Annotated in this window: 28 protein-coding genes; 7 read left to right on the forward strand and 21 right to left on the reverse strand. The window is 60.3% G+C overall.

The genetic code is table 11. The annotated features are described in order from the left end of the window. Window positions 1–117: 117 nt before the first annotated feature. The 4 genes from AB4136_RS28375 to AB4136_RS28390 form a co-directional block, all read right to left on the reverse strand. Entirely contained in the window at window positions 118–618 is a 501-nt protein-coding gene (locus AB4136_RS28375; RefSeq protein WP_137901561.1) for an Hsp20/alpha crystallin family protein, read from the reverse strand. A gap of 7 nt (window positions 619–625) precedes the next feature. After that, window positions 626–1,009 (reverse strand): Hsp20/alpha crystallin family protein, encoded by a 384-nt coding sequence (locus tag AB4136_RS28380; RefSeq protein WP_137901562.1) that lies wholly within the window; start codon window positions 1,007–1,009, stop codon window positions 626–628. Window positions 1,010–1,021: 12 nt separating this feature from the next. Then, window positions 1,022–1,462 carry an Hsp20/alpha crystallin family protein gene (locus AB4136_RS28385; protein ID WP_137901563.1) on the reverse strand — a complete coding sequence of 147 codons (441 nt, stop codon included), beginning with the start codon at window positions 1,460–1,462 and terminating at the stop codon, window positions 1,022–1,024. A gap of 249 nt (window positions 1,463–1,711) precedes the next feature. Next, entirely contained in the window at window positions 1,712–2,017 is a 306-nt protein-coding gene (locus tag AB4136_RS28390; RefSeq protein WP_441931918.1) for a hypothetical protein, read from the reverse strand. 243 nt (window positions 2,018–2,260) lie between these two features. Between AB4136_RS28390 and AB4136_RS28395 the strand changes: the two genes are divergently transcribed. Beyond that, window positions 2,261–3,352 (forward strand): LuxR C-terminal-related transcriptional regulator, encoded by a 1,092-nt coding sequence (locus AB4136_RS28395; RefSeq protein WP_137901565.1) that lies wholly within the window; start codon window positions 2,261–2,263, stop codon window positions 3,350–3,352. A 226-nt stretch (window positions 3,353–3,578) separates the two neighbouring features. After that, entirely contained in the window at window positions 3,579–4,223 is a 645-nt protein-coding gene (locus AB4136_RS28400) for a helix-turn-helix domain-containing protein (RefSeq protein WP_137901566.1), read from the forward strand. Between the two features lie 30 nt (window positions 4,224–4,253). On the opposite strand, the gene AB4136_RS28405 is transcribed toward AB4136_RS28400, so the two are convergent. Beyond that, window positions 4,254–6,038, reverse strand: a complete 1,785-nt coding sequence (locus AB4136_RS28405) for a cation:proton antiporter domain-containing protein (protein ID WP_441931920.1) — start codon at window positions 6,036–6,038, stop codon at window positions 4,254–4,256. A 493-nt stretch (window positions 6,039–6,531) separates the two neighbouring features. Between AB4136_RS28405 and AB4136_RS28410 the strand changes: the two genes are divergently transcribed. Next, complete coding sequence (locus tag AB4136_RS28410) at window positions 6,532–6,777, forward strand: response regulator (RefSeq protein WP_171021014.1); 246 nt, start codon at window positions 6,532–6,534, stop codon at window positions 6,775–6,777. Window positions 6,778–6,976: 199 nt separating this feature from the next. Here the strand turns inward: AB4136_RS28410 and ftsH are convergent, their stop codons facing one another. The 8 genes from ftsH to trxC form a co-directional block, all read right to left on the reverse strand. Beyond that, complete coding sequence (gene ftsH, locus AB4136_RS28415) at window positions 6,977–8,830, reverse strand: ATP-dependent zinc metalloprotease FtsH (protein WP_394016024.1); 1,854 nt, start codon at window positions 8,828–8,830, stop codon at window positions 6,977–6,979. Between the two features lie 14 nt (window positions 8,831–8,844). Continuing rightward, on the reverse strand, window positions 8,845–10,227 hold the full coding sequence (locus AB4136_RS28420; RefSeq protein ID WP_137901569.1) for a DegQ family serine endoprotease: 1,383 nt from the start codon (window positions 10,225–10,227) through the stop codon (window positions 8,845–8,847). A 107-nt stretch (window positions 10,228–10,334) separates the two neighbouring features. After that, on the reverse strand, window positions 10,335–10,700 hold the full coding sequence (locus AB4136_RS28425) for an SPW repeat protein (RefSeq protein WP_137901570.1): 366 nt from the start codon (window positions 10,698–10,700) through the stop codon (window positions 10,335–10,337). 83 nt (window positions 10,701–10,783) lie between these two features. After that, a complete protein-coding gene (locus AB4136_RS28430) occupies window positions 10,784–11,086 on the reverse strand; it encodes a DNA-directed RNA polymerase subunit omega (RefSeq protein ID WP_137901571.1) in 303 nt (100 codons plus the stop codon). A gap of 9 nt (window positions 11,087–11,095) precedes the next feature. Next, the gene (locus AB4136_RS28435) at window positions 11,096–11,833 is read right to left on the reverse strand and encodes an ETC complex I subunit (RefSeq protein WP_137901572.1); all 738 of its coding nucleotides are present in this window, start codon (window positions 11,831–11,833) and stop codon (window positions 11,096–11,098) included. Between the two features lie 72 nt (window positions 11,834–11,905). Further along, window positions 11,906–12,412 (reverse strand): Hsp20/alpha crystallin family protein, encoded by a 507-nt coding sequence (locus AB4136_RS28440; protein ID WP_137901573.1) that lies wholly within the window; start codon window positions 12,410–12,412, stop codon window positions 11,906–11,908. 95 nt (window positions 12,413–12,507) lie between these two features. Further along, window positions 12,508–12,987 carry an Hsp20 family protein gene (locus AB4136_RS28445; protein WP_137901574.1) on the reverse strand — a complete coding sequence of 160 codons (480 nt, stop codon included), beginning with the start codon at window positions 12,985–12,987 and terminating at the stop codon, window positions 12,508–12,510. Between the two features lie 162 nt (window positions 12,988–13,149). After that, complete coding sequence (gene trxC, locus AB4136_RS28450; RefSeq protein ID WP_137901575.1) at window positions 13,150–13,587, reverse strand: thioredoxin TrxC; 438 nt, start codon at window positions 13,585–13,587, stop codon at window positions 13,150–13,152. A 178-nt stretch (window positions 13,588–13,765) separates the two neighbouring features. Between trxC and AB4136_RS28455 the strand changes: the two genes are divergently transcribed. Both AB4136_RS28455 and AB4136_RS28460 read left to right on the forward strand, forming a co-directional pair. Beyond that, window positions 13,766–14,497, forward strand: a complete 732-nt coding sequence (locus AB4136_RS28455; protein WP_137901576.1) for a peroxiredoxin — start codon at window positions 13,766–13,768, stop codon at window positions 14,495–14,497. Window positions 14,498–14,509: 12 nt separating this feature from the next. After that, window positions 14,510–14,800 carry a glutaredoxin family protein gene (locus AB4136_RS28460; RefSeq protein ID WP_137901577.1) on the forward strand — a complete coding sequence of 97 codons (291 nt, stop codon included), beginning with the start codon at window positions 14,510–14,512 and terminating at the stop codon, window positions 14,798–14,800. 160 nt (window positions 14,801–14,960) lie between these two features. Here AB4136_RS28460 and AB4136_RS28465 read toward each other — a convergent pair whose 3' ends face one another. From AB4136_RS28465 to AB4136_RS28485, 5 genes are all read right to left on the reverse strand, one after another. Next, the gene (locus AB4136_RS28465) at window positions 14,961–15,299 is read right to left on the reverse strand and encodes a hypothetical protein (protein WP_137901578.1); all 339 of its coding nucleotides are present in this window, start codon (window positions 15,297–15,299) and stop codon (window positions 14,961–14,963) included. 358 nt (window positions 15,300–15,657) lie between these two features. Beyond that, the gene (locus AB4136_RS28470) at window positions 15,658–16,173 is read right to left on the reverse strand and encodes a nucleotide exchange factor GrpE (protein ID WP_137901579.1); all 516 of its coding nucleotides are present in this window, start codon (window positions 16,171–16,173) and stop codon (window positions 15,658–15,660) included. 189 nt (window positions 16,174–16,362) lie between these two features. Further along, the gene (locus AB4136_RS28475; RefSeq protein ID WP_137901580.1) at window positions 16,363–16,851 is read right to left on the reverse strand and encodes a phosphate-starvation-inducible PsiE family protein; all 489 of its coding nucleotides are present in this window, start codon (window positions 16,849–16,851) and stop codon (window positions 16,363–16,365) included. 39 nt (window positions 16,852–16,890) lie between these two features. Further along, the gene (locus tag AB4136_RS28480) at window positions 16,891–17,274 is read right to left on the reverse strand and encodes a chaperone modulator CbpM (protein WP_137901581.1); all 384 of its coding nucleotides are present in this window, start codon (window positions 17,272–17,274) and stop codon (window positions 16,891–16,893) included. Next, window positions 17,275–18,186 carry a DnaJ C-terminal domain-containing protein gene (locus tag AB4136_RS28485; protein WP_137901582.1) on the reverse strand — a complete coding sequence of 304 codons (912 nt, stop codon included), beginning with the start codon at window positions 18,184–18,186 and terminating at the stop codon, window positions 17,275–17,277. It abuts the gene before it with no gap. A 432-nt stretch (window positions 18,187–18,618) separates the two neighbouring features. Between AB4136_RS28485 and AB4136_RS28490 the strand changes: the two genes are divergently transcribed. Then, window positions 18,619–18,960: a DUF5335 domain-containing protein gene (locus AB4136_RS28490; protein WP_137901583.1), complete on the forward strand. Its 342-nt coding sequence runs from the start codon at window positions 18,619–18,621 to the stop codon at window positions 18,958–18,960. A 133-nt stretch (window positions 18,961–19,093) separates the two neighbouring features. On the opposite strand, the gene AB4136_RS28495 is transcribed toward AB4136_RS28490, so the two are convergent. Next, window positions 19,094–20,077 (reverse strand): MBL fold metallo-hydrolase, encoded by a 984-nt coding sequence (locus tag AB4136_RS28495; protein ID WP_137901584.1) that lies wholly within the window; start codon window positions 20,075–20,077, stop codon window positions 19,094–19,096. A 109-nt stretch (window positions 20,078–20,186) separates the two neighbouring features. Here AB4136_RS28495 and AB4136_RS28500 point away from each other — a divergent pair, with 109 nt between their 5' ends. Next, window positions 20,187–20,570 carry a winged helix-turn-helix transcriptional regulator gene (locus AB4136_RS28500; protein ID WP_137901585.1) on the forward strand — a complete coding sequence of 128 codons (384 nt, stop codon included), beginning with the start codon at window positions 20,187–20,189 and terminating at the stop codon, window positions 20,568–20,570. A gap of 195 nt (window positions 20,571–20,765) precedes the next feature. Here AB4136_RS28500 and AB4136_RS28505 read toward each other — a convergent pair whose 3' ends face one another. Together AB4136_RS28505 and AB4136_RS28510 are read right to left on the reverse strand one after the other, a co-directional pair. Beyond that, on the reverse strand, window positions 20,766–21,482 hold the full coding sequence (locus tag AB4136_RS28505) for an RNA polymerase sigma factor (protein WP_137901586.1): 717 nt from the start codon (window positions 21,480–21,482) through the stop codon (window positions 20,766–20,768). Between the two features lie 220 nt (window positions 21,483–21,702). Beyond that, on the reverse strand, window positions 21,703–22,275 hold the full coding sequence (locus AB4136_RS28510) for a TetR/AcrR family transcriptional regulator (RefSeq protein ID WP_137901587.1): 573 nt from the start codon (window positions 22,273–22,275) through the stop codon (window positions 21,703–21,705). Between the last annotated feature and the right edge of the window lie 42 nt (window positions 22,276–22,317).

The following is a 22,317-nucleotide window of genomic DNA, read 5'->3' on the forward strand; positions in this document are numbered from 1 at the left end:
CGGAATTTCACCGGGATCGCCGCCGGCCAATGATGAGCTGGTGCGGTCACAAAGTTGCCCGCCACCCCGGGGGAGGATGGCGGGCAGGCAAGGCGGGTGGGGCTTGGAGCGGCGATATTAACCCGCCTGCACAGGGATGCGTTGAATACTGGGGATTGACTCAACCGTTTTCGGGACCTCGATGGTCAATATCCCGTTCTTGAATGTCGCGCTTGCCGCATCGGCATCGACACCGTCTGGAAGCTGCAGGGTGCGTTGGAAGGAGCCGTATGCTCGCTCGCGAACGATGAGCCCTCCGTCTTCAGTTTTTCGGTCGGTACTCCTTTCGCCGCGGATCGTCAGAGAGCCCTCACTGATCGAAAGCTCGATGTCATCCTCAGAGAGGCCAGGCAATTCGGCGGTGACCGTTATCGCCTTGTCGCTATCGCTGACATCCAGCCGGACGGAATCAGGTGCGGAGGGTGCGAACTCCGGAAATGGGGATGGAAGCATCCTCCAGAATTGCTCAAATGCGCGGTCAATGTCCTGCCGCAGCGCACGAAGCGGGTCCACCGGTCCCGTTTGCGGACCCACGTGCCGCCCGGAGCCGCTCCAAGGAATGAGGTCGGTGATTTTCATCGTCGCCTCACGCCGCCTTGACGGAAATCTTGGCAGCCGGCGCCGGCGTCGCCTTTGGCAGCGTCAGCCGCAGAACGCCGTCTTTGAAAATCGCTTCGATTTTCGCCACGTCGACTGGCTCTGAGATGACAAAACTCCGCTCGTAATTGCCATCCCAATACTCGGCGTGCTGCAGTGTGTAGCCTTCGGGGCGGCTCGGCACCGAGCGCGCCGCGATCCGCAAGAGCCGCTTGTCGAGCGTCACATCGAGGCTTTCGGGATCGGCGCCGGGGAGGTCCAAAACCATCAACAGGCTGGACTGATCCTCGATTATATCTGCTGGAGGGACGAAGACCGGCGCATCTCGTGTGGATTCGGCGGCCTCGCCTACACTGGTGTCCTGAGCGGCCATGACGGGTCTCCTTCAAGTCCGGCTTATTGCGATTTTGCGAGGCCGATCAGCGTCGGGGCGAGGGAGCTCGAGCCGAAGCAGCCCGTTCCGGAACGCTGCGGCGGCCTTCTCCCCATCTACGCGGAACGGAAGGACAAGGCTGCGGGCAAAGGAACCCGCAACGCGCTCTTGGCGATGAACAACGGCGCCTTCGGTGACCGGGTCGGAGGCTCGTTTGCCACGAAGGGTTACTGTGTTCTGATGGACTGCGATGTCGAGGTCATCGGCAGCGACGCCAGGAATCTCCGCAGCGATCACGGCGCCGTCGGGGCCGGTCCAAATGTTGATCGGGGGAAATTCAGACGTTGTGGGGGCTCGCAGGTTGTTCATCACGCGATTCACATCTTGTTGCATGAGTCGCATCTGCCGGAATGCATCGAACGTGCGCCCCGCATTTCCTGGATAGGCGAGCATTTGCCAACTCCCTTTACTGACGTTGAAGGGATCGTGGCGACTCTCCGCCAGATTGGCACTGATGACCGTCAGTTATTTCGCGATTTGGCTGCGCCGGGGCATTACCAAAGGGGACCGCCCATCGGCCTAGACGGGGTTGCCGCTCAAGGTTTGACCGAAAGGGGTAATTGTCCCAGGGTGCAAACAGGGCCGCGCCGGTGCTTGACTCCCGAGGTTCCCGGTCCGGCCCCAATTGTCGCTAGCCCGGCGTTAGCGGCGGACAAGATCGCCCCACGCGGGATCCCATAGGTCTTCGTGCTCAAGCACGATCACGATCCTACGGAAACCGTAACGCTGAAGCAGGCGCTGCGCCTGAGCGAGTGCAAGGCCTACATCGACCTCCTCGCTCTCGTCCGGGCCAACGTGCGCGCCTTCTCGTGAATGCGCCATCCATCCGAGGGTGGCCCGGATGGGGGCCTTCCCTTGCCAGTCAAAAATAGTGACGATGATCTCGTTCCCGGCAGCTGACCCGGGATCATCGAGGAGGGTATATCTGGGTCGCTTCTTCGCAGTCACGTTTGTGTCCAACCTCATGGTCTCACTTTCGGGTTCACACTTCTCGCCGCTCCGTCTGGACAGGCCCTAGCCGCCGCTGCAAATTTAGTCCGTGGAGCGAGCCTGACAACTGCCTGCTGCATCTGATATGGCTAGTTGCACTCGGCTGACACGAACCCAACTGTAGCCGAAAACCGATCCTGATTGTAGCAGGCAAGAGCCGATCCGCAGGATCTGTCAGACCCCTGATCGGCGGAGACGCGAATGCCTGTGGAGGAAAATCAAAAGCTGGTCCGCGCGCTCGACGACCTCTTTCGCCTATCCGCTCTGCAAGCGGACTGGAAGGACTTAGAGGAGGACGCAGTCGTCGAAAGCCTGGCCTCGGTCCTTGTGAAGACCCTCAACGCCGACTTTGTATATATGTCGATAGCGACGCTGCAAGTCGTGGTTGAGCTCGTGTATGGGCCCAACGGACGTCTTCCGCCGCCATTCGTTCCGACTGTCCGCAACTCCCTGTTGGCAGCCATCACGGACGGGGGAAAGATCGTCAGCCCAGTCAGCGGCAACAAGGTGACTGTTCACGCGACGCCAATCGGCAATCACGGCGAGGCGACCGTGATAGTTGCGTCGGACCGGCCCGATTTCCCAACTGAGGTGGAAACACTCCTTCAGCGCATGGCGGCAAGCCAAGCCATGTTGGAATTGCGACGGCGCGAAGAAACTGCTCCGAACGCATATCTCGCAAGGCTCATCGCCGCTTCGTCCGACTTCATCGGCATCGTGAATCTTCAGGGCCGGCCGCTCTTCGTGAACCACGCTGGCCTTGAACACGTCGGCTTGGCTGATTTGCGTGAGGCGTCCGAACTTCATATTGCCGATTTTCTGGCGCTCGGAGACCGCGATCAGCTGCGTTATGGCGTTTGGCATCGGATTCTCTCCGACGGGCGTTGGACTGGAGTGCTACGGCTGCTCCATACCAAGTCGAAGGATACCCGACCTTTCCTGTTCGATTTCTATCGCCTCGATCTTCCTCCGGCTGGACCGGTCGCGATTGGCGTCGTCGGGAAGGAGGTTGCGAGAACGTCAAAGACGTTGACCGATTCAAAGGAGGGAGGATCCTCTGAGGTCACCGACGAGCGCGACGAGGCGGCAGCTCGTGTGCAAACGCTAAGCGAGCGTGAGCGGCAGGTGCTCGTCCGGCTCGCGGACGGTCAGGCACACAAGGAGATTGCCCACGAACTCGGCATAAGTATCCGAACCGTTGAAGTTCATCGTTCGCGCATGTTGCGGCGGCTAGGAGTGAAAACCGTCGCCGAGGCAATTAAAATCGCGGTTCTCGCTGGCTTAAAGGAGTAGTGCCAAGTGATGCTTCACATCTAAGTGCTGACAAACCCGTCGCGCAAGGATAGCTGTGGCTCCCGCCGAGCAACAAGCTGCCACGTCGACCACTCTCCGAGCGAGCCATTTCCTTATGCGAGAATTCCCATAAGGTGAATCCACAAATAGCTCCTTACCCGCGCGTTTTTCTATCGTCACCACGGTCGTCCAATTGCTTGGACGGTGCCGTTGTGAAGGGGTGTCGATGGAACGTTCAACGCGGTTTGACGGCTCGGACTGCGAGCCACGGATCAACAAGAGTCCGAGAGACCTAAACTCTATCGCCATCCTCAGGACGTTCCAGCGCGATCAGGACATCTTCGAACACCACCATCGCTGTGACTGGTGGTATCGCATCGTTTCTGGAGCGACACGCAAATACCGTATCCGCAGCGATGGACGACGGCAAATTGCGGACATTCACCTCCCAGGTGACTTCTTTGGATTCTCGTCATCCGACTCGCACACGTCCTCGGTGCAAGCAATAGTGGAGGGAACAATAGTTGCCTGTTATCCGCGATCGGCAATTGAGGCTCTCGCGGACTCTGATCCGGCGACTGCCAAGCTCATCCGACTGGGAACCTTCGCGGCAATTGAGAGGCTGGAGCAGCAGACTTTCGTAGTGAGCACCATGTCGGCTCCTGAACGAGTACGAGCTTTCCTGGTCCATTTTAGAGACAGGATCGGCCGATCTGGCGAAAGCGATATAGCACTACCCATTACGCGCTACGATATCGCCGATCTGCTCGGGCTCTCGACCGAGACAGTCTGTCGAGCGTTTACGGATCTCCGCGAGCGGGGCGCAATTTCTCTGGAAGGTCCCCGAAACGTCACGATCATTCGGCCTTAGTGACCGGTCAAGTTACGGGACCTCTCTTCTCTATTCTTGATGAGGACGCAGCTCAGGGGCGCCATGCATATCCGCACCGGAGTCTTCAACAATTGCGCTTTCCGCCTCCTGCAGTTGGTCGACTGTAGTTGAGGTTGCCGCCGGCGCGACGCCCAAGCCGCTGAGCGTTGCCTCTGCCATTGCCGAACCTACGTTGTATTCGGCTGAAATTGCGCGGGTCGCACCGCGTTCTTGAAGATACGTGCGGTCAGCATCGCCGTGAGCCCGCACGAGAACTTCGGCGAGCGCATCTATCTCACGAGCGCGCTCGAGCACGCGCCGCGCTTCGTAGCCATCTGGAACGGCAATGACGATGAGTCGCGCACGCTTCGCACCCGCATCCTCAAGGACGCCCGGGGCCGCAGCATCGCCGTGCCTCACCGCCGCGCCCTCCTCACGAGCCTTTTCGGCACGTCGCCGATCTCGCTCAATTATAACATACGGCGTTCCCGCCTTGCGCAGCGCCGCGACGATTGTGCGTCCGACTCGGCCGGCCCCCACGACAATAACGTGGTCCGCTTGCGCCGTGGGACGATGTTCCACATGCAGACCGAACAAGGGATCGAAGAGACGACCCTCGCCACCTCCCGGCGTGGGTGCGGTCAGCAAAGGCGCCATGAGCTTCGCAGCCGCAAATGCAAATGGATTGACAGTGATCGAGAGCAACGCTCCGGCGAGGATCAGATCACGGCCCTCCATCGGCATAAGCCCTAGGGACACCCCGAAATCGGCGAGTATAAAAGAAAATTCCCCAATCTGGGCTAGCGCCGCGGATACGACCAAAGCGGTCGACATCGGATAGCCTAGTGCGAGCACGATCCCTGTAGCGGTAAGAGCTTTGCCGAGCACAATCACTAGGACGACTGCGATCACCGACAGCGTATCATTCACAAGGATTGAGGGGTCAAAGAGCATCCCGACCGAAACGAAGAATAGCACCGCGAACGCATCTTGCAGCGGCAGCGACTCGGTAGCGGCCCGGTGACTGAGCTCGGACTCGCTGAGCACCACCCCCGCGAAGAATGCGCCAAGTGCAAAAGAGACGCCGAACAGCGCCGCCGACCCGTACGCGATCCCCAGTGCTATCGCCAGCACCGCCAACGTAAAGAGTTCCCTCGATCCTGAGCGCGCTGCCTGCCTGAGCAGCCACGGTACGGCACGCCTCCCGAAGACCAACACGACCGCAACGAAGGCGCCGACCTTGATCAGCGTGAGTCCAAGCGCGAGCCCAACACCTGCCGTCCCGGCGCCGATCGGCGCTGCCGGGGCGTCGGCGCCGATCGGTGCCGCGAACGCGGGGAGCACTACCAAGGCCAACACCATGGCAATGTCCTCGACTACCAGCCAACCGACGGCGATCCTGCCGTTGGGGGAGTCCAGCAGACTTACTTCATCCAGCGCGCGCAGCAGAACCACCGTGCTTGCCACTGAAAGGGCGAGGCCAAACACCAGGCCCGCACTCCAATTCCAGCCCCATGCCCTCGATACGAGGGTTCCAATGAGAGTTGCGGTCACGATCTGGATCATCGCGCCTGGCACAGCGATCCGACGCACGACGAGGAGATCGTTGAGGGAGAAATGCAGCCCCACGCCGAACATCAGCAGGATGACGCCCAGTTCAGACATCTGGCGCGCCAACTCGACATTGCCCACAATGCCGGGTGTATTCGGACCAATCGCGACTCCGGCAAGCAAATAGCCGATTAGAGCCGGCAGGCGCAAGAATCGCGCGGCCAGCCCGAAGCCGAAGGCAAGCACGACTCCGAGCGCCAGCATTGTGATAAGTTCTGTTTGGTGCTGCGGCATGGTTCCGGTCGAGGTCGGTTGGCAACGAAAAAAAGATAAGCATTCTCGCACGAGACTGCACTGACGATCGACAGCGTTATCGCCCGCTCGCGGCTTCCTGATTGATCTCGGCCCTCGTGAGTCACGACATTTAGAGGCTGCCGGCGCCATCAACCTTGCCCTCTAAACTCGCCCGCAGCCGGGTCAGGGGCTGGCCGGGTGACCAGCCATCAGACATCGCTCTCCGCGCCCGAAGCGTCGCAATCCCTCGCGTAGGTGCTCAAGCGGTGGCTTGCTTCATCAGGTGTCCCTTGCGGCCCACCTTGGCCCCCCGCGGGGGGCCGGCGTCGCGGCATCGCAAAAGCGTCCGCGTCTCTGGGACGGGGGGAACCAAGTAGAAATGACGACCGATAAATAGCCGAAATGGCTAGGACTACTATGTCGGTGATTTAGACCCATGACCGTGCCGAGTGGAGGACGTGCAATGAAACCGTTGCGCATCCTGGTTGTCGAAGACGACTGGCTTGTCGCGTTGGATCTCAAGCATATGCTCGAGCGACGCGGGCGCGAGGTTGTAGGGACGGCCGCAGACGCAACCGAGGCCCTCGCAGCGGCGCTGCGAACTTCGCCCGACTTGGCGCTCGTTGATGTCAATTTTCGTGACGGACCTTCGGGTGCGAGTATTTCAGCGGCGGTTGTTAGGGAGACGAAAACGCCTGTGATTTTGTGACCGCCAATCCGGAGGCCCTCCCGGGGGATTTTGCGTGCGCATTGGGCGCCATTGAGAAGCCATGGGGGCCGGAGGTCATCGACGAAGTTCTCCATTTTATAGGCCGATACCGAACCGACCCTATGACGCCACCTCCGTCACGAATGATCTTGCCGGCCTCACTGCGCGGTCCTTCTCGCTTCGCGCGTGCGACCGCCGCTTAGCATGCACCTGTGCGTACCTGAGTGCCTTCTCCAGGGGACGTCTGTTCCGCTAGCTCGGTGAGTTCGCTTTCTTCGAGAGTCTCTTTTTCGAGCAGCGTCCGGGCCACCCGGTCCAATGACTCGCGTCGCTGCTGCAACAGGCTGACGCTCCTTGCGAAGGCTTCTTCCACGATGCGCTTCACCTCTTCGTCAATTTCGGCGGCCGTCTTCTCAGAGTAGGAGCGTTCCTCCGGACCGTAGTAGGGCTGATCGGTTCCAATAAATGAGCGGCGGTCCTTTTCAAGAGCCACGTGGCCGAGTCTTTCGGTCATGCCATATCGCGTGACGATGGCGCGCGCGATATCAGTGACCTTGGCCAGATCGTCGGCGGCACCCGTTGAAAGGTGGCCGTAGATGATGTGCTCGGCAGCCCGTCCGCCGAGCAATACCGCCATCTTGTTCTCCAACTCTTCGCGGGTCATCAAGAAGCGATCCTCGGTCGGGCGCTGTATCGTGTACCCAAGGGCGCCCACCCCTCGTGGAATTATCGAGACCTTGTGCACCGGATCGACCCCAGCCAGCGCCATGGCGACCAGCGCGTGGCCTGTCTCGTGATAGGCGACGATCTCGCGTTCTCTCGGGTTGAGGAGCCGGTTGCGCTTCTCTAACCCTGCAACGATGCGTTCGACGGCGTTGTTGAAGTCTTCCATGCTCACTGCATCGGCTTTGCGCCGGGTTGCCAGCAGCGTCGCCTCATTTACGAGGTTGGCCAGATCGGCTCCGGTGAAACCGGGCGAGAGCGCGGCGATCTTATCCGCGTCAACGTCGGGCGCGAGCTTGGCTTTCTTCAGGTGCACGTTCAGGATCTGGATACGGCCGGCCTTGTCAGGCCGGTCCACCAAGACCTGGCGGTCAAAGCGGCCGGCGCGCAGCAGAGCAGGGTCAAGGATTTCCGGGCGGTTGGTCGCTGCCAAAAGAACGAGACCGGTCGACGAGTCGAAACCGTCGAGCTCGACCAGCAACTGGTTAAGCGTCTGTTCTTTCTCGTCGTGGCCACCCACAAGCGGTCCGAGACCCCGCGCGCGGCCGAGCGCGTCGAGTTCATCGATAAAGATGATCGCGGGCGCCTTGGCACGCGCCTGCTCGAACAGATCGCGCACCCGCGCTGCGCCTACGCCGACGAACATCTCGACGAACTCAGAACCTGAGATGGAGAAGAAGGGCACGCCGGCCTCGCCGGCCACGGCCTTAGCCAGCAGCGTTTTACCCGTTCCAGGCGGACCGACAAGCAGCACGCCCTTCGGCATGCGTCCGCCAAGCCGGCCGTACCCGCGGGGATCTCTTAGGAAGTCGATGATCTCCTTGAGTTCATCTTTGGCCTCATCGACGCCGGCGACGTCCTCGAAGGTGACGCCGGTGTCCTTCTCGACATAGATTTTTGCTCTGGACTTGCCGATCTGCATCAGCCCACCACCGATGCCGCCACCCACCCGTTTGAGCATGAACATCCAGATGCCAAGAAAGATTACGACCGGGACAACCCAGGACAGGAGGTCTCGCAGGAACGTGCTCTCGATCTGGCCGCTGACGACGGTACCGTGCTGCTGAAGGTCGCGGGCAAGGTCGGGCTCGACGCGCGTCGTGATGAAGAAGGATCGGCCCTCGACGGGCTCCTTGAAACGCCCTTGGATAAACCGGTCCGATACTGCCACCTCTGCGATCCTACCATCGCGAACATAAGTCTCAAATTGACTGTAGGGAATTTGAGCAACTTGAGTGGCGGTCGCGTAAAGGTACTGAAACGCCATCAGTAAAAAGAACGCGCCGATCCAGTACCAAATATTGAACTGCGTCTTCCTGTCCATCTCCATTCAGTGCGCTCCAATTACCTGATGATCAGAAGCATACGCGCGCCGTTGCGTACAAGTTCAACGGCGAGGGTGCTCTTCCGATCGGCGGTCCAGCGACGGACATCATTGATCGATGTCACCGGCGTGCGATTGATCGCCAAAATCATGTCTCCGCGCATCAGACCAGCGCGCGCGGCCCGGCTTCCCGGAGCGACGCTCTCCACGACAACCCCTCCTGCGCCAACGTCCCGCGCCTCCTCGGCGGAGGCGTTTCGCAAGTTTGCCCCATCAAAAGGCGTTCCAGTCAATTGCGACGAGGCCCGCTGCGCTCCTTCGATCCGCACACTGATGTCGTGCCTACCGTCATTTCGCACGACCGACAGCCTGACGTTCGAGCCGGCAGGTGTGAGGCCGATCCGGTTACGCAAGTCTGTGGAGCTGTGAAGGGCACGGCCGTCTACAGCGGTCACGACATCCCCAACCTTCAAACCGGCATGTTCGGCCGGCGACCCCGCCTCAATATTGCTGATCACCGCTCCGCGCAGGTCCCCGAGGCCAAGCGCCTCCGCGAGATCGGGGGTTACATCCTGAATGCCGATGCCTATCCTACCGCGACGGACCTCGCCATGGTCGATCAGCTGGTTCATCACAGCCAGCGCCATGTTGCTTGGCACGGCGAAACCTATGCCAACGTTGCCACCGGCGGGACTCAGGATTGCTGTGTTGATTCCGGCGAGCTTGCCGTCGAGCGTAATTAGCGCACCTCCCGAGTTTCCCGGATTGATCGAAGCGTCCGTCTGGATGAAATCCTCATAGCCCTCATTGTTAATCCCACTGCGCCCAAGGGCGCTGACGATGCCGGACGTCACCGTCTGACCGAGGCCAAACGGATTACCAATGGCGACAACGTAATCGCCGACTTTGAGACGATCGGAGTCGGCTATCTCCAAGGATACGAGGTTTCGGCTCTCCACCTTGAGAAGGGCAATGTCCGTGGCCTGATCGGATCCGACAAGCTCGGCACGGAGTCGGCGGCCATCCTTGAGCGTCACCGTGATTTGGCCAGCATTATCCACCACGTGGTGATTGGTGATGACATAACCCTTGCTGGCGTCCACGATCACGCCCGACCCTGCGCTCATGCGCTGCTGGGCCGGCGGCTGATCCGGAAGGTCAAAGTACCGTCGAAAGAATGGATCGTTGTAGAGTGGGTTGGAGGCGGTCGGCGTTTCCGAGATGACGGAGATATTGACCACCGCCGGGGTAACGCGTTCTAGCAACGGCGCGAGCGTAGGGAGTTGCCCTGCCAATCCGGGAACGACCTGTCCAAAGGCGCTAGGGGGAATGCCCACCGCGGCTACGAAGATCGTAAAGAGAACAATGATCGACCGATGTACGATTGTGACTCTCTTGCTCATGAATTCCCCCATGATAGCTCAACGACCGATTTCGTCCTTTCCGCTTACGGTCAGACGGGACGCCTGAAGCTCGGCCCGGAATGAACCCGGCCGAGCTTGGCAATTCGTCATACAGCGGACCAAGTACGGTTGTGGGCAAACCAGATGCAGGCGCCCGAAACCAACGCCACCACGACGCCTGCGATTACGTGGGCCCACATGGCGGGCGTCAGGGCCGAGAACCCAAGGGCCCATGGCGCCACGAGTGCCCACAGGCCAGCCACCCCGTTGATCCACTCCTCGGCCTCGTGGAACGCAAAAAGGGCTGAAACCGCGATCACCGAGATTGCTGCGCCGATGACCCAGGCATTCCAGGCGGCATAGGCATCAGAGGTGAAGCCTAGATACCAGGGCGACAGCAGAAGACCGAGACCGGCAACGAGACTAATGATATCGAAGGCCCGCGGGCCTTTTAAAGACACCGATTTCACCATTGGTTATTCCTCCTTGTTGGTTGGATCCATCATGCGCAGATCGTTAAATGCCCCACCGAAAAGTGATCCCGCGATGACGATCATCAATGAACGTTCCAGCCACGAGAGACCGCTGCAGTGGCCGCGCGGGCAGGGAGCTGGTGTCGGGCCGGCGACGGCAGCGACCGCGCGGCGTCGCGGTCAAGCTGGCAGAGGTCAAGCTCGTCCCTCGTGAAGACGCCGGCCGCGATCTCTTGCAGTGCGAGGTCGACGATGTCCGTGGTGGGCCGCTCGAGCCGAGGGTCGCTCCCCGTCTTGAGCGCCCTGCTCCGCGCTGCGGCGACGACCGTCAGCGCGAAGCGATTCCGCAAGACCTTCTCGCAATCGAAGACGACGAATGGGTCCATGGTCGCACCTCACGCCACCTTTCGTGTCGCGCGAGCATCGTTCGCAGCGACCCGACGTTCGAGCGCAAGCAACGCCTGTTCGACCTCATCAAGCCGCGTCGGGCGATTGTTCTCGGGCATACCCTCGTTGGTCGCCAGATCGATCAAGTACTCGGTGTAGGCCCAGTTCATCAGAATCGATCGTTTGGCCTCTAGCGACAGCGCGGCGTCAGCCAAGACATCCATTGGCGACGCCCATGTTTCCGGACCTGCAGGATCGTTCCGATTCGCGGCGCCCTCCAGAGCCTGTCCGTACTTTCGCTGCAGGTGCGACAACCCAAGCTTCGCCAGCGTCGCGTCGGAGAAGGGATGGTTTATGTGCGCCCCTGGCGTGCTCGTATGCCGGGGGGCCTGCCGCCCTCTCTCGATGACGTATGACAAGCCTTCCCGCTCCGCGTAATGAACCGCAGATTTCAGAGTTGGAAAGCTGAGCTCGACCTGCGTCAGTGTATCGTCACTGCCGGTCCAGCCCATGAGGGGCTCGATGAAAGGCGCGCTCCGCGGCTCGAAGCGCAGCTTCCAGCCTCTCGTGCGAGCCGTTCCCGACGTCATCACCGAGCGGGACGGCTTGTAGATGTGCGCAACCGCGTCTTCAGGGAACAACGAGCGCCCCATCGATGGTGGCGACGTGCGGTTGTCGTTAGAGAACTGTGACCGCGTCGGTCCAACAGATCCAGCATTCAGGGTGTGTCTGATATTCTCCGTCATTGCTATCCCTCCCAATTTGGCGAAGGATCGCGTCGGTGGCGGCCTGCTGGCCCACCACCTACGCGATATGCGTTAGCTCTTGATCGCGATACGCTTCACCTGCGACTGGGCCTTGGCGCTCTTGGGGAGGACGATGCTCAGCACACCGCTCTTGAAGCGCGCGTCGATCTTGTCCTCCTCGACCTCAACCCCGAGGGGGATGCGGCGCTCGAAACGTCCATAAAAGCGTTCGGAGAACTGTTTCTCCTTGTCCTCGGTCTCGGAACGCTTCTCGCCTTTCAGTGTCAGCACGCCGTCATCGATCAGAACCTCGACGTCCTTCTCCTCAAGGCCAGGGATCTCGGCGGTCACCTTGATCTCCTTGTCAGTTTCGGAGATTTCGACGCTCGGCCAAGCACCGGCGAAAGACGACAACGAACCAAGCGCCGGCAACCGGCTGTCAAAGCCGCGAAAAACGTCGTCGAACAGTCGGTTCACCTCGCGATGGAGGGACAGGAACGGATTGCGATCATCGTCGCGATAAACGGAAGGGGTCTGACTATTGTTGCGGCCCCAAGGGATCAAGTCACGGACACTCATGGTTCTTCTCCTTTCTGTTCATTAGTTGGCAAAATCCTCCCGCGGACGCCGGCCGCGCTGGCCGACGCCACGGAGTCACCACACTGGCGGACGCTTTAGGCGGCCAGTCGCTCGGGCTCAGCCTGCCCGACGTTAACCCTCGCCATATTGTCGCTGGTCGCGATGGCGATGCGGCGCGGCTTCATCTCGTCTGGAATTTCGCGCTGCAGGTTAATGGTCAGCAGACCGTTGACGAGGCTGGCGTCTACGACCTTCACGTAGTCAGCGAGCTCAAAGCGGCGCTGGAAGGTCCTTGCGGCAATACCGCGATGCAGGTACTGCGCACTCTGGTCCTCGCCGGACTTCTGTCCCGCCACCGTGAGCATATTCCGCTCCTGCGTGATGGTCAGTTCGTCTTCGGTGAATCCAGCCACCGCCATCTCGATGCGGTAATCGTCGTCACCCGCCTTGACGATGTCGTAGGGCGGCCAACCATCGAGAGTCGCGACGCGACTGGCATTTTCAAGGGTATTAAGCATTCGGTCAAAGCCGACGCTCGACCGAAAGAGGGGAGACAGATCAAACGCGGTGCTCATAGCCACATTCTCCTTTGAGCAACATGGATACAAGTTCAGTTCCGGATCGAGGCGACTTCGGCCCCTCGATCCCAACCGGCCCCGATAGTGGCGACCGGCGTTTGGTGATTTAGTTCAGCCTGTTACGGGTTCAAGGGGTGCACTGTCCTGATTTGCCCCCGCTCATGCTGCGAGGCGCTCGACCCACCCGCGTAGCGCTGGCGCGTCCGTCAACCCGGCCTGCCGCGCCACCACCTTGCCCTCCCGGAAGGCCAGCAAAGCAGGAATTCCCTGGATGCCATAGCGCCTTGCAGCCTGGGGATTTTCGTCAACATTTACCTTGGCGAACCGAACGCGCGGCTCAATCGATTTCGTAGTCTGGGCGTAGACCGGCGCCATCGCACGACAAGGGCCGCACCAGGGAGCCCAGAAATCCACCACAATGGGAATGTCTGAATTCGCGACGTGCCTCTCCAATCGCTCGGAAGTTAGATCGATTGGAAGGCCCTGGAACAACTTAGCGTGGCAACGCCCACACTTTGCGGCCTCGGCCGGCCGATCGGTCGGCACGGCGTTGATACTGTCGCAGTTCGGGCATACGACCCGGCGTTTCTCCGTCATCTTTGGTCTCCTTGCACAAGACGTCTTGCCTTCACACTTGGTCAGAAAATGCGTTGTTTCCTCGGGCAGCTTTATTGGCATGTGCCGTGGACCGCACTTATATCGATGTCGTGGTGCCGGCGGACAACCACGGCACTTCGTCAACCAACGGAAAGGATCTAATTGAAGAGGTTTAGCTATGGACAGCCACACTGGTCAGTTGAATGTCCGGCCGAGCCGTATTGAGCAGCTCGAAGCCGATTTCGCCGCACTCGCACCGAAGCTACCCGACGGCGCCGAAAGGAAGGCGCTTTCGCTGCTCCACGGCATGGTTCAGGAGCTCTGGCGGGTCCAGACGTTAGGCAGCGGGAACCACTCCCGGTCGGGACCTACCATCGAGGACATTGTCGACCTCCATGAGCACGCACCCGCGATGGAAGGTGACGCGCTCAACACCCCGCTTGCCGTGGGAGAACAAGCGCCCGACTTCGCGCTCCCTGATGCAAATGGTCGGACCGTGCGCTTGTCTGATTATAGAGGGCGTCGCGTCGTTCTCGCCTTCTATCCGCTCGACTGGAGCCCAGGCTGCAGTCGCCAGCTTGATCTCTATCAGCACGAGCTCGATGAGTTCGGCAAACGTGGCGCCGACGTGGTCGGGATTTCCGTCGATAGCCTGTACAGCCACGGTGCCTGGGCGGCTGTGCGGGGCTTGACCTTCCCGCTGCTGGCCGACTTCAATCCGAAAGGGGATGTTGCCCGGCGTTATAAGGTCTGGCGCGAGGCTGACGGATTCTCTGAACGAGCCCTATACGTCATCGATGAGAATGGGGTCATTCGCCACTCTCAAGTGTCACCCAAACTCCAGCACGTGCCGGACATCTACGATCTGTTCGACGCGCTGGATCGGCTGGCGACCCCCAAGGCAGCTTGAGGAGGATGCACCATGTATGCGTCGACGTACTCTCCTGTTCTTAGGCGGCCACAGACCGCAGATGTAGCGGTTTACGGCAGCAGATGGTGCGGCATTACCATGATGGTGCGCCGGCATCTCGATCGCGCCGGGGTACCCTATCGATTCATCGACTGGGAGGCCCATCCAGAAGCACGAAGTCAGCTCGAATGGATCGCGGGTGGCCGGATCGGAAGCCCGACGGTCACGATCGGGGGCCAGGTCCTCGTCCAACCATCGTTGCGTGAACTGGATTGGGCCTTGAGCCGTGCCGGCTACCGTTGATCGGCGTTCTATCAAGCAGATCGGCAGCCGAGATCAAAGTCTCGGCTGCTCGGGCCGGGCGTTGCGCACATCGCAGTGGCGGTGCGTGAATCGAAACGAAGGCGGAGCCAGCGATCTGTCGCCATCGGCTCGAAACAGACGTTGCGGGCGCCACGGGGCGTCAAGGACGACGACCGCGCTGCTTCAGGTGCTCCCGCGCCTCGCGTTCCCGGATCTCCTGTGCGGTCTCAAGACAGGCGAGCAGTTCCACATAGCTGGGCGTGGCACCCAGCGAGCTAAGGCTGACGCAACGGGAGCGATCCCGCGCGTCGAACTTCGACCATGATGCCTTCAGGCTGTTGAGTGCCTCACGCTCGCGTTCGATGCATGGCTGCCGGTAGTCAGGTTCTTGAAGAAGCTCCGCGATCCCGCGACAGAAGCGCTCGGCGCTATAATTCGGTACGGGCCCTCCCGTCAGGACGACAAGCGACACGGCGGCTCCTTGGAGCACAGACAGCATGATACTTCACCAGCAGGTGGCGCGACGTCTGTCGAAACGCGCCGACGTGACTTCGTGTAAGATCTCGTACCCAACACGCAGGTAATTGTTCTCTTTGCACAGGATACGGTACCGACGCCTCATGTTGACGCAGACAGTTCTAAACATCGTTTTCATCTCGCATATGAGCGTTGCCACAGCATTTCCGTGGTTTGCTCTGCAGAGCGTTTTGCTTCGGAGGTCTTTCTTGAGCCCAGAGGCGATCTGGGGCAGGGCCGACCTGGGGGCGCAACGCAATGTCTTTCCGGACGTGGGATGAGCGACTCCGGCGGTGCCAGATCGCGCTGGTGATCCAGCAGAAATCTCTTCGCTCTCGACATCAGCCATCGGCCTTCTCCTTAGCCACCGATACCCGCGCCGGTCGGAGAAGACGTCCGCCGATAGTAAAACCGTCCTCCAAGACCTCCGTTACCGTTCCTGGCGGATGCGACTGATCGGCCGATTCCATAAGGGCTTCATGAATGGTTGGATCGAAACGCGTCCCGAGAGCCGAAATCTTTTTGATTCCAAAGCGCTCGAGCGTTTGGAGAAAGAGCCGTAACGTAGAGGCCACGCCCTCCGTCAACGCATCGCCGGGCTGGCTTGGTGTGGCCGTCTTAGCATCGATTACGCGTTGGAGATTGTCGACGACAGGCAGCAGCTCTCGCGCAAACTCGGCGACCGCAAACTTGCGCGTCTCCTCAGCCTCTCGGTCAGCGCGTCGCCGAACGTTTTCAGCTTCTGCTAGTGCTCGCAGCAATCGATCTCGAAGTGCGGCGTTCTCAGCTAGCAACGTTGCAGCGTCTATAGCGTCAGTGGCGACAAGCTCATCTTCCTTGCTATGTGGCGATGACATGCTACCTCCCGATGCACCTCTCTTGGACCTGCGCGGCGGTCCCATCCTCTGCCGGCCGCCGCTCCGGTAGTTTGGCCGTGACGAAAGGGCGCCGCCCTGACGACCGTCAATTCTCACACGCCTGCGTGCTTCTGGGGGATCCCCGTTACAAAGAGCAATGTCCCTCCGGACCGGGGGGCGGAGACCCGATCATGTTGGACTGCCTTCCTGCTTGTCGACTTCATCTTTCCGATCCTGATCGCGAACAAGCCAATACACGGAACCAAGCGCGACGATCGCTGCAGCCAGAGAAAACACGTGGGCCGCCGTGGTCGCGGAAATATCGATTATGATAAACTTCCGAATGACGGCCAGCATCGCGATCAGGACTACGGTACGGACCTGGACCACGCCCTGCTGGCGTCGGACCATTATTAAGATCGAGTGTTTGAACTCCAGCGCGATGATAACCGTCAGAATCATTCCGAAGACGGTTTGGAAAACGGTGGGATCGGTCGGATCAAAACTCGATAAAATGAGGCTGAACAGCACTTTCGCCGCGAGATGCCAAACTGCCGAAGCGATCACGACAATGATCAACCCGGTCAGGATCAAGACGACGACTTGCTCGAATCTCTCGTAGGTGCTCGCTAAGCGCCATCCCGCGGTATTTATATCGAACCTTTCAAGCAGTTTCATAGCTTATCCCGTGCCATAGGTTTGATGTAGATCAGGCGTTCAATCGGAAGCCTCGCGACGCGGCTCGTTCCTTATTGATCGCTCTGGCCCCTTAAGCTGAATCGGGCGCTGGCTGCGCATCTCTGAAAGGATGCGGTGCTGCAGATCAGCCTGCTGTATCCCAATTGCTCCGCATAATTCGCGCAACGTCTTTCGCAACCCATGCATCTGGTCGATCAGGTCAAGTATGATCGCGACGCCTTCTTCATTTACGCCAAGGTCGCCCCGAAGGTCCTGTATCAGCTGAGCACGCGAAACATCGATCTCAGAGAAAGCCGGTCCTGTCCCCGTCCGTCGGGGGCGCAACCATCCTTCTGCGACCCACGCTTCGACTACGTCCTGACTAAGTTGCACCCGCACCAGAAACTCATTGAACTCCAGCATTCATCCTCCCATCCCGTTTCGCGGGTCCTGGGCCTTGCCGACGGCCCATCCCCGCACGAACTGCTCGAGCTCTGCGTCCGGCTTGTCGGGCAGTACGACTTTGAGTTTGACATATTCGTCGCCGCGCGAGCCGTCGTGGCGCGAAACGCCCTTCCCGCGTAAGCGCAAGATGGTGCCCGTATTGGAGCCCTTCGGGACGCTCATTGTCACGGCTCCAGTAGCGGTCGGGACCGAGATTTTTCCGCCTAGCACGGCCTCGGTTAGCGAAATCGGGAGCTCCAAGTGGATGTCGTCTCCGTGTCGCGTGAAGAAGGGATGGGGCTTGACGAGGATCTCGATGAAGGCGTCGCCGGGCGGCCCCCCGCCGACACCAGGGTTCCCTTTGCCCGCGAGCCTTAGCATTTGACCTTCCCGGGCGCCTGGCGGAACGCTCACATCGATAGTTGAGCCATCTGCTAGAGTGACACGGCGGACCGTTCCGTTGACCGCTTCAAGGAATTCCACTGGAAGGCGATAGCGCGCGTCCTCGCCACGCATTTTCAGGTTAAACCGTCCACCCCGACCGAAGATGGTGGAGAAAACGTCGCTATCGTCGCTGAAATCGGAGAAGCCCTCCGCCGTCGCGTAAGGATGGTCCCCGGCGGCCGCCCCCGCATAATCGCGATAGTAGCGCTGCCGCGGACGTTCCTGGCCGGAGGCATCGATCTCGCCGCGATCGAAACGCGCACGCTTCTCGGGATCACTCAGGAGGTCGTAGGCAGCAGATGCTGCCTTGAACTGCTCCTCGGCCTGCTTGTTGCCGGGATTGAGATCCGGATGAAGCTTCTTCGCGAGCTTGCGATAAGCCTTTTGGATCTCGTCCTGGCTGGCGTTCTTCCCGACACCCAGCACTCTGTACGGATCTTCGTTCAATCCAACACTCCATGAAGCGTCAGTCAGGTCTGAATATCGCCTTAGGATATAAGTGGCCTAGCGATTAACGCGAGACCGGTCCCCGACCAGGTGATGTGGCGATGGCTGCTTCCGAAGATCCCGCCTCGCCGATTCACACGGCCGAGGCAATGACGGTCGTCAGTTCATCGCGGAATTAAACGCGGCACAATATTGAAAGCACACCCCGCTTTCGGAGAATGCTCGGGAATTCAGAGGGAGAGCTGTCTACTCGGACTTGCGCATCCCAGCGACATCATCGTCGCTATGGATCGCAGCCCCTGCATTGCGCCGAAGAATTCCAGGTCATGCTTTGGGATCCGGGGCGCCGAGCCGTGCCCGTTGCACACCGGCGCTCGTGTCGTGACTTTAGCGTTCTTGGCAAGGGTTGCCGCTGAAAACAGGAGATCTTGAATGGCCGTGCATCAACTTTCGAAAAGCGAATGGCAGTCGTACTGCAATCGCGTGTCAAAGGGATTGGAGGGAAAGCGTGCGCAGATCGAGGTCGCCGCATTGACGCTCGGTGACCAGATCGCGACAAAATGGGTGCCAATCTTTGGTATTACCTACGACCCTAAAGACGACATTCTCGAAGTCGCCGTCGAGGGCCTCGATCACCTCATCCGTAAGCCGCGCAGTGTGACCGTTGACGAGGGGCCGACCGGCCTTACAAGCGTGGAGGTCGTTGACGACGAGGGGCAAAAGCAAATCGTCAAACTCACGGAACCGCTTATGCTACCGCCGCCGGCGCGGTGATGTAAGGTGGGAGTGGACGCCGACATTTGATCTCCGGCGCGGTCACCGACCGCGCCGTGCTCGAGGGCACCGTCCGATGAGAATGCCGCGCCGCCGCTGGCCGCGTGGCGACGACGCGGAGAAGCGTCAAATGTCATTGCCCGACTTGGCGAACGGCTGTGGAATAGGGGATCGGCATCCACGCATAGCCAGCCCCGGAATGGACCATATGCCCTAGTCCGGGGAAGGAGATGTGCGGGCCTGCAATTAATTCGTGCGTGCTGGCGAGCTCACCCAGGGTAGCCGCTCTGGTCTTCGCCGCCAGTTTCTCGTCCGCGTCGAAGTCGATAGTGATATCGGGTCGGCGCAGCTGGATCTCGGCCACGTGGATGATGTCACCAATCACCCGCATACGCTGCCCGCGGCTCTCGATCTCATAGAAGCTATGGCCCGGGGTATGACCGGGCGCGGCTATGGCGCGGATGCCCGGAAACAAAGTAGTCGGCGCGGTGAAGGTCCGGAGGCGGCCAGCTGCCTGATACGGAGTCAGCGCCGCACGGCCCTCCTCAAACATTTTCTGATGGCTTGCCTTTGCGCGGGCCTTTGCAGCATCGCTCAGCCAGTAGTCGAGTTCGCTCTTCGCCAGATAGATGTCGGCATTTGGGAAGACCCGGCGACCATCCAGCGTGAGGCCCCCTGAATGATCTCCATGGACATGCGTGAGCAGAACGGCGTCGATCACCTCCGGCCCGTAGCCGGCCGCCCTCAGCGTCGCGGGGAGGCGGCCGCAGCAGTCGCCGAAGAGACGCCCCGCGCCCGCTTCGATCAAGATGCGACGGTCGCCGGTATCGATCAGATAGCTGTTGATCGAGGTCTCGCGATCAATCGGCTCGCCGGCTCGCCGGAACATCTCTGACAGCTTGGCCCGATCTGCGCCATGCAGTAGGTCGCCGAACGGCACCGCGGTGGTGCCATCGTTGAGAACCGTAACTTTGAAATCGCCGAGCATCACTCGGTAGAACGCGGGTGCCTGCGTGACCGACTGCTCCTCTATGGCGACAGGCCGTTCCTGGGCTGGAGCGGCTAGGGGCAGCAGGGAAGCCGCGACAGCTGCCATCAAGATCGAAAGTAACTTCATCTCGCATCTCCTTTTATCGTCAGACGCCGAACCCAAGTGGCGCGGCATCTTGCGCGCGAAGACATGTGGCCATACCTCCTTCCGAAGAAGTACGTACCTAGAGGTAAGTATGGAAAAAATCTCTGCTTTCCGTGAACTCCGCTGCGATGTGTTCCTTGCCGATTGTCCGGCAAGGAAGGTGCTTACTTTGCTAGCGGAAAAATGGACGCTGCTGGTCGTGCACGCGCTCAGCGAACGCACCTACCGCACCGCAGAACTGCGCCGGCGCATCGGCGGTATTTCAGAAAAGATGCTCGTTCAGGCGCTACGCCGTCTCCAGCAGTACGGCCTGGTAGAGCGCACCAGCTACTCGGAGGTGCCCCCTCGGGTTGAATATTCGCTCACGCCTTTAGGTTTCTCGCTGAGCAGCGTCATCCGTGAACTCGATCGGTGGGTCGAGACGCATGCCTTCGAGATCGAAGACCGGGTGGACTGCGTAGCTTCATCCGAGTGATCGGCGCCCCGGTACCGCTCGTCGAAACCGCCGCTTGCGCGCTCTCGGACATTTTCAGCACCCGATGCGAAAGGCTCGAGAGCAAGGACCACGATGCATCGGCCAGGCCTGGGAATGCTCCGGTCCTCGGCCATCACGCGCGCCGCATCGGTGACACGATCTCGTAATTTCGGGGTTGACGCGCGCGGAGTCCAGTCAATCCGAGTTCGCGCCGCGGTCGTCCCTTTTTGTGCCTACCAGGACAGCGTGACCCTCAAGCCAAAGCTCGGAAACCCGGCGGGAGGGTAGCCCGAGGCTGGATGCGACCTCCCCGACTGTGAAGCGATGAACATGACGGAAGATCAGCACTTGCCTCGCAAGCGGCGAAAGCCCTGACACGGCGCGATCGAACAGTTCTGGTTCTTCCACTCCGGCGGTGGCGTCGACGGCTACGATATCCTCCCATCGTAACGTCTCGTCCGGCTGATACCACTCCCAGAATGACTCGTCATCGTCGTAGATCGGCTCTGCGGGAGCCGGCGCTTCGAGCGAGACGGAGACCAAGTCGCGCCGTAGGAGCTCCTGCTTAACGATGCGCGTCAGAACGCGGAATTGGAGACCGAGCAGCCAGGGCCGAATATCGAGCGAATGCGGCCGACGACTGCGATCGCGCCACGCGCGAAGAAGCGTTTCGCCCACCAACTCCTCGGCGGAGATCTCGTCTTGCCTAATGTCGCCGATTGCAAAATGATACCGAAGATCGCGCCGCGCGGCAGCGAGCAGTTCCTCAAGGTGCGGATTAAGTAGTTGCTGAAAAGCGTCCCGATCACCGTGCAGGCTTGCTTGCCACAGGGACACAGCGGACGCTGCACATTCTTCCGAGGTGTCGCGAATTGAACCTGAAGCAGGGGTGATATCGTTGGCGGAAGACATCTCGCTCTTACCCTACGCTGGTGTCCTGTATCTCCATGTTGGTCCCGATTATGGGCCCACGAAAACGTAGTTTCCGCTGGCTAGCGTTCAAGTGCCTCTTGTTTGTAGCTGCCGTTAGGATCCAGACAGGCCGGCTGAAGGGCAGGCTGTGCGAAACTCAGCGACGTCCCACCGATCGCAGAAGACTGTCTTGCTCGCGTCCAGACGGCCGTGACGATCCTCACTTTTCCGTCCTGTCGGCGAGCGGCGAGATCACCAGTCGATCCAACAGAACTGCGACATCCGGCGGATCGCGATCCGGCTCCTCTCTCAGCCACCAATCAAGCAGTTCAATCGTGCCTGTCACCGCGATCCGCAGTGCCAGACGACGGGGCAGCCACGATTGCGAAAAATCGGGCAGGATCGCGACACGTTCGATTACTTGACGAGCCAATTCTGCGCGCAGCGTCGCGCCGGCCCCAGACAGCAAGGCGCGGAACACTGTCCGCCGCGCTTGTACCGCGTGGATCAGCACCGATGCTGCACCCCCGCTGTCGGCCGCCAGCAGGGCAGGCATCATGCCTTGCGCAAGCTCGTCGGTCAGCACGGCCACGGTGTCGACCAGCAGCGCGCGCATGTCGACGTAATGCCGGAAGAAGGTCGCGTAGCCGACCTTCGCCTGCTTTGCGATCATCGCGCCGGTAATGTCTTCGAGCGGCATCCGCTCCAACAGGGCAAGCAATGCCTGTCGCATCGCCGCCCGGGACCGCGCCACACGGGCGTCTTCGCGCTTCTCGCCGGTTGATCCTGGCATGCGCACTCCTTATTTATGAGTAGTGACTTATCATAAATGGAG

It is taken from the genome of Mesorhizobium sp. 2RAF21 (genome assembly GCF_052115345.1).
Classification (GTDB): Bacteria; Pseudomonadota; Alphaproteobacteria; order Rhizobiales; family Rhizobiaceae; genus Mesorhizobium; species Mesorhizobium terrae.

Bases quoted from the DNA above. Each gene is read 5' to 3' on its own strand.
- AB4136_RS28480 (WP_137901581.1), bottom strand. From the start codon at position 17,274: ATGCTGGAGTTCAATGAGTTTCTGGTGCGGGTGCAACTTAGTCAGGAC.
- AB4136_RS28490 (WP_137901583.1), top strand. From the start codon at position 18,619: ATGGCCGTGCATCAACTTTCGAAAAGCGAATGGCAGTCGTACTGCAAT.
- AB4136_RS28385 (WP_137901563.1), bottom strand. From the start codon at position 1,462: ATGCTCGCCTATCCAGGAAATGCGGGGCGCACGTTCGATGCATTCCGG.
- AB4136_RS28495 (WP_137901584.1), bottom strand. From the start codon at position 20,077: ATGAAGTTACTTTCGATCTTGATGGCAGCTGTCGCGGCTTCCCTGCTG.
- ftsH (WP_394016024.1), bottom strand. From the start codon at position 8,830: ATGGAGATGGACAGGAAGACGCAGTTCAATATTTGGTACTGGATCGGC.
- AB4136_RS28430 (WP_137901571.1), bottom strand. From the start codon at position 11,086: ATGGACCCATTCGTCGTCTTCGATTGCGAGAAGGTCTTGCGGAATCGC.
- AB4136_RS28410 (WP_171021014.1), top strand. From the start codon at position 6,532: ATGAAACCGTTGCGCATCCTGGTTGTCGAAGACGACTGGCTTGTCGCG.
- AB4136_RS28405 (WP_441931920.1), bottom strand. From the start codon at position 6,038: ATGCTGGCGCTCGGAGTCGTGCTTGCCTTCGGCTTCGGGCTGGCCGCG.
- AB4136_RS28470 (WP_137901579.1), bottom strand. From the start codon at position 16,173: ATGTCATCGCCACATAGCAAGGAAGATGAGCTTGTCGCCACTGACGCT.
- AB4136_RS28500 (WP_137901585.1), top strand. From the start codon at position 20,187: ATGGAAAAAATCTCTGCTTTCCGTGAACTCCGCTGCGATGTGTTCCTT.
- AB4136_RS28465 (WP_137901578.1), bottom strand. From the start codon at position 15,299: ATGCTGTCTGTGCTCCAAGGAGCCGCCGTGTCGCTTGTCGTCCTGACG.
- AB4136_RS28425 (WP_137901570.1), bottom strand. From the start codon at position 10,700: ATGGTGAAATCGGTGTCTTTAAAAGGCCCGCGGGCCTTCGATATCATT.
- AB4136_RS28475 (WP_137901580.1), bottom strand. From the start codon at position 16,851: ATGAAACTGCTTGAAAGGTTCGATATAAATACCGCGGGATGGCGCTTA.
- trxC (WP_137901575.1), bottom strand. From the start codon at position 13,587: ATGACGGAGAAACGCCGGGTCGTATGCCCGAACTGCGACAGTATCAAC.
- AB4136_RS28400 (WP_137901566.1), top strand. From the start codon at position 3,579: ATGGAACGTTCAACGCGGTTTGACGGCTCGGACTGCGAGCCACGGATC.
- AB4136_RS28455 (WP_137901576.1), top strand. From the start codon at position 13,766: ATGGACAGCCACACTGGTCAGTTGAATGTCCGGCCGAGCCGTATTGAG.
- AB4136_RS28395 (WP_137901565.1), top strand. From the start codon at position 2,261: ATGCCTGTGGAGGAAAATCAAAAGCTGGTCCGCGCGCTCGACGACCTC.
- AB4136_RS28445 (WP_137901574.1), bottom strand. From the start codon at position 12,987: ATGAGCACCGCGTTTGATCTGTCTCCCCTCTTTCGGTCGAGCGTCGGC.
- AB4136_RS28420 (WP_137901569.1), bottom strand. From the start codon at position 10,227: ATGAGCAAGAGAGTCACAATCGTACATCGGTCGATCATTGTTCTCTTT.
- AB4136_RS28505 (WP_137901586.1), bottom strand. From the start codon at position 21,482: ATGTCTTCCGCCAACGATATCACCCCTGCTTCAGGTTCAATTCGCGAC.
- AB4136_RS28510 (WP_137901587.1), bottom strand. From the start codon at position 22,275: ATGCCAGGATCAACCGGCGAGAAGCGCGAAGACGCCCGTGTGGCGCGG.
- AB4136_RS28375 (WP_137901561.1), bottom strand. From the start codon at position 618: ATGAAAATCACCGACCTCATTCCTTGGAGCGGCTCCGGGCGGCACGTG.
- AB4136_RS28460 (WP_137901577.1), top strand. From the start codon at position 14,510: ATGTATGCGTCGACGTACTCTCCTGTTCTTAGGCGGCCACAGACCGCA.
- AB4136_RS28380 (WP_137901562.1), bottom strand. From the start codon at position 1,009: ATGGCCGCTCAGGACACCAGTGTAGGCGAGGCCGCCGAATCCACACGA.
- AB4136_RS28440 (WP_137901573.1), bottom strand. From the start codon at position 12,412: ATGAGTGTCCGTGACTTGATCCCTTGGGGCCGCAACAATAGTCAGACC.
- AB4136_RS28435 (WP_137901572.1), bottom strand. From the start codon at position 11,833: ATGACGGAGAATATCAGACACACCCTGAATGCTGGATCTGTTGGACCG.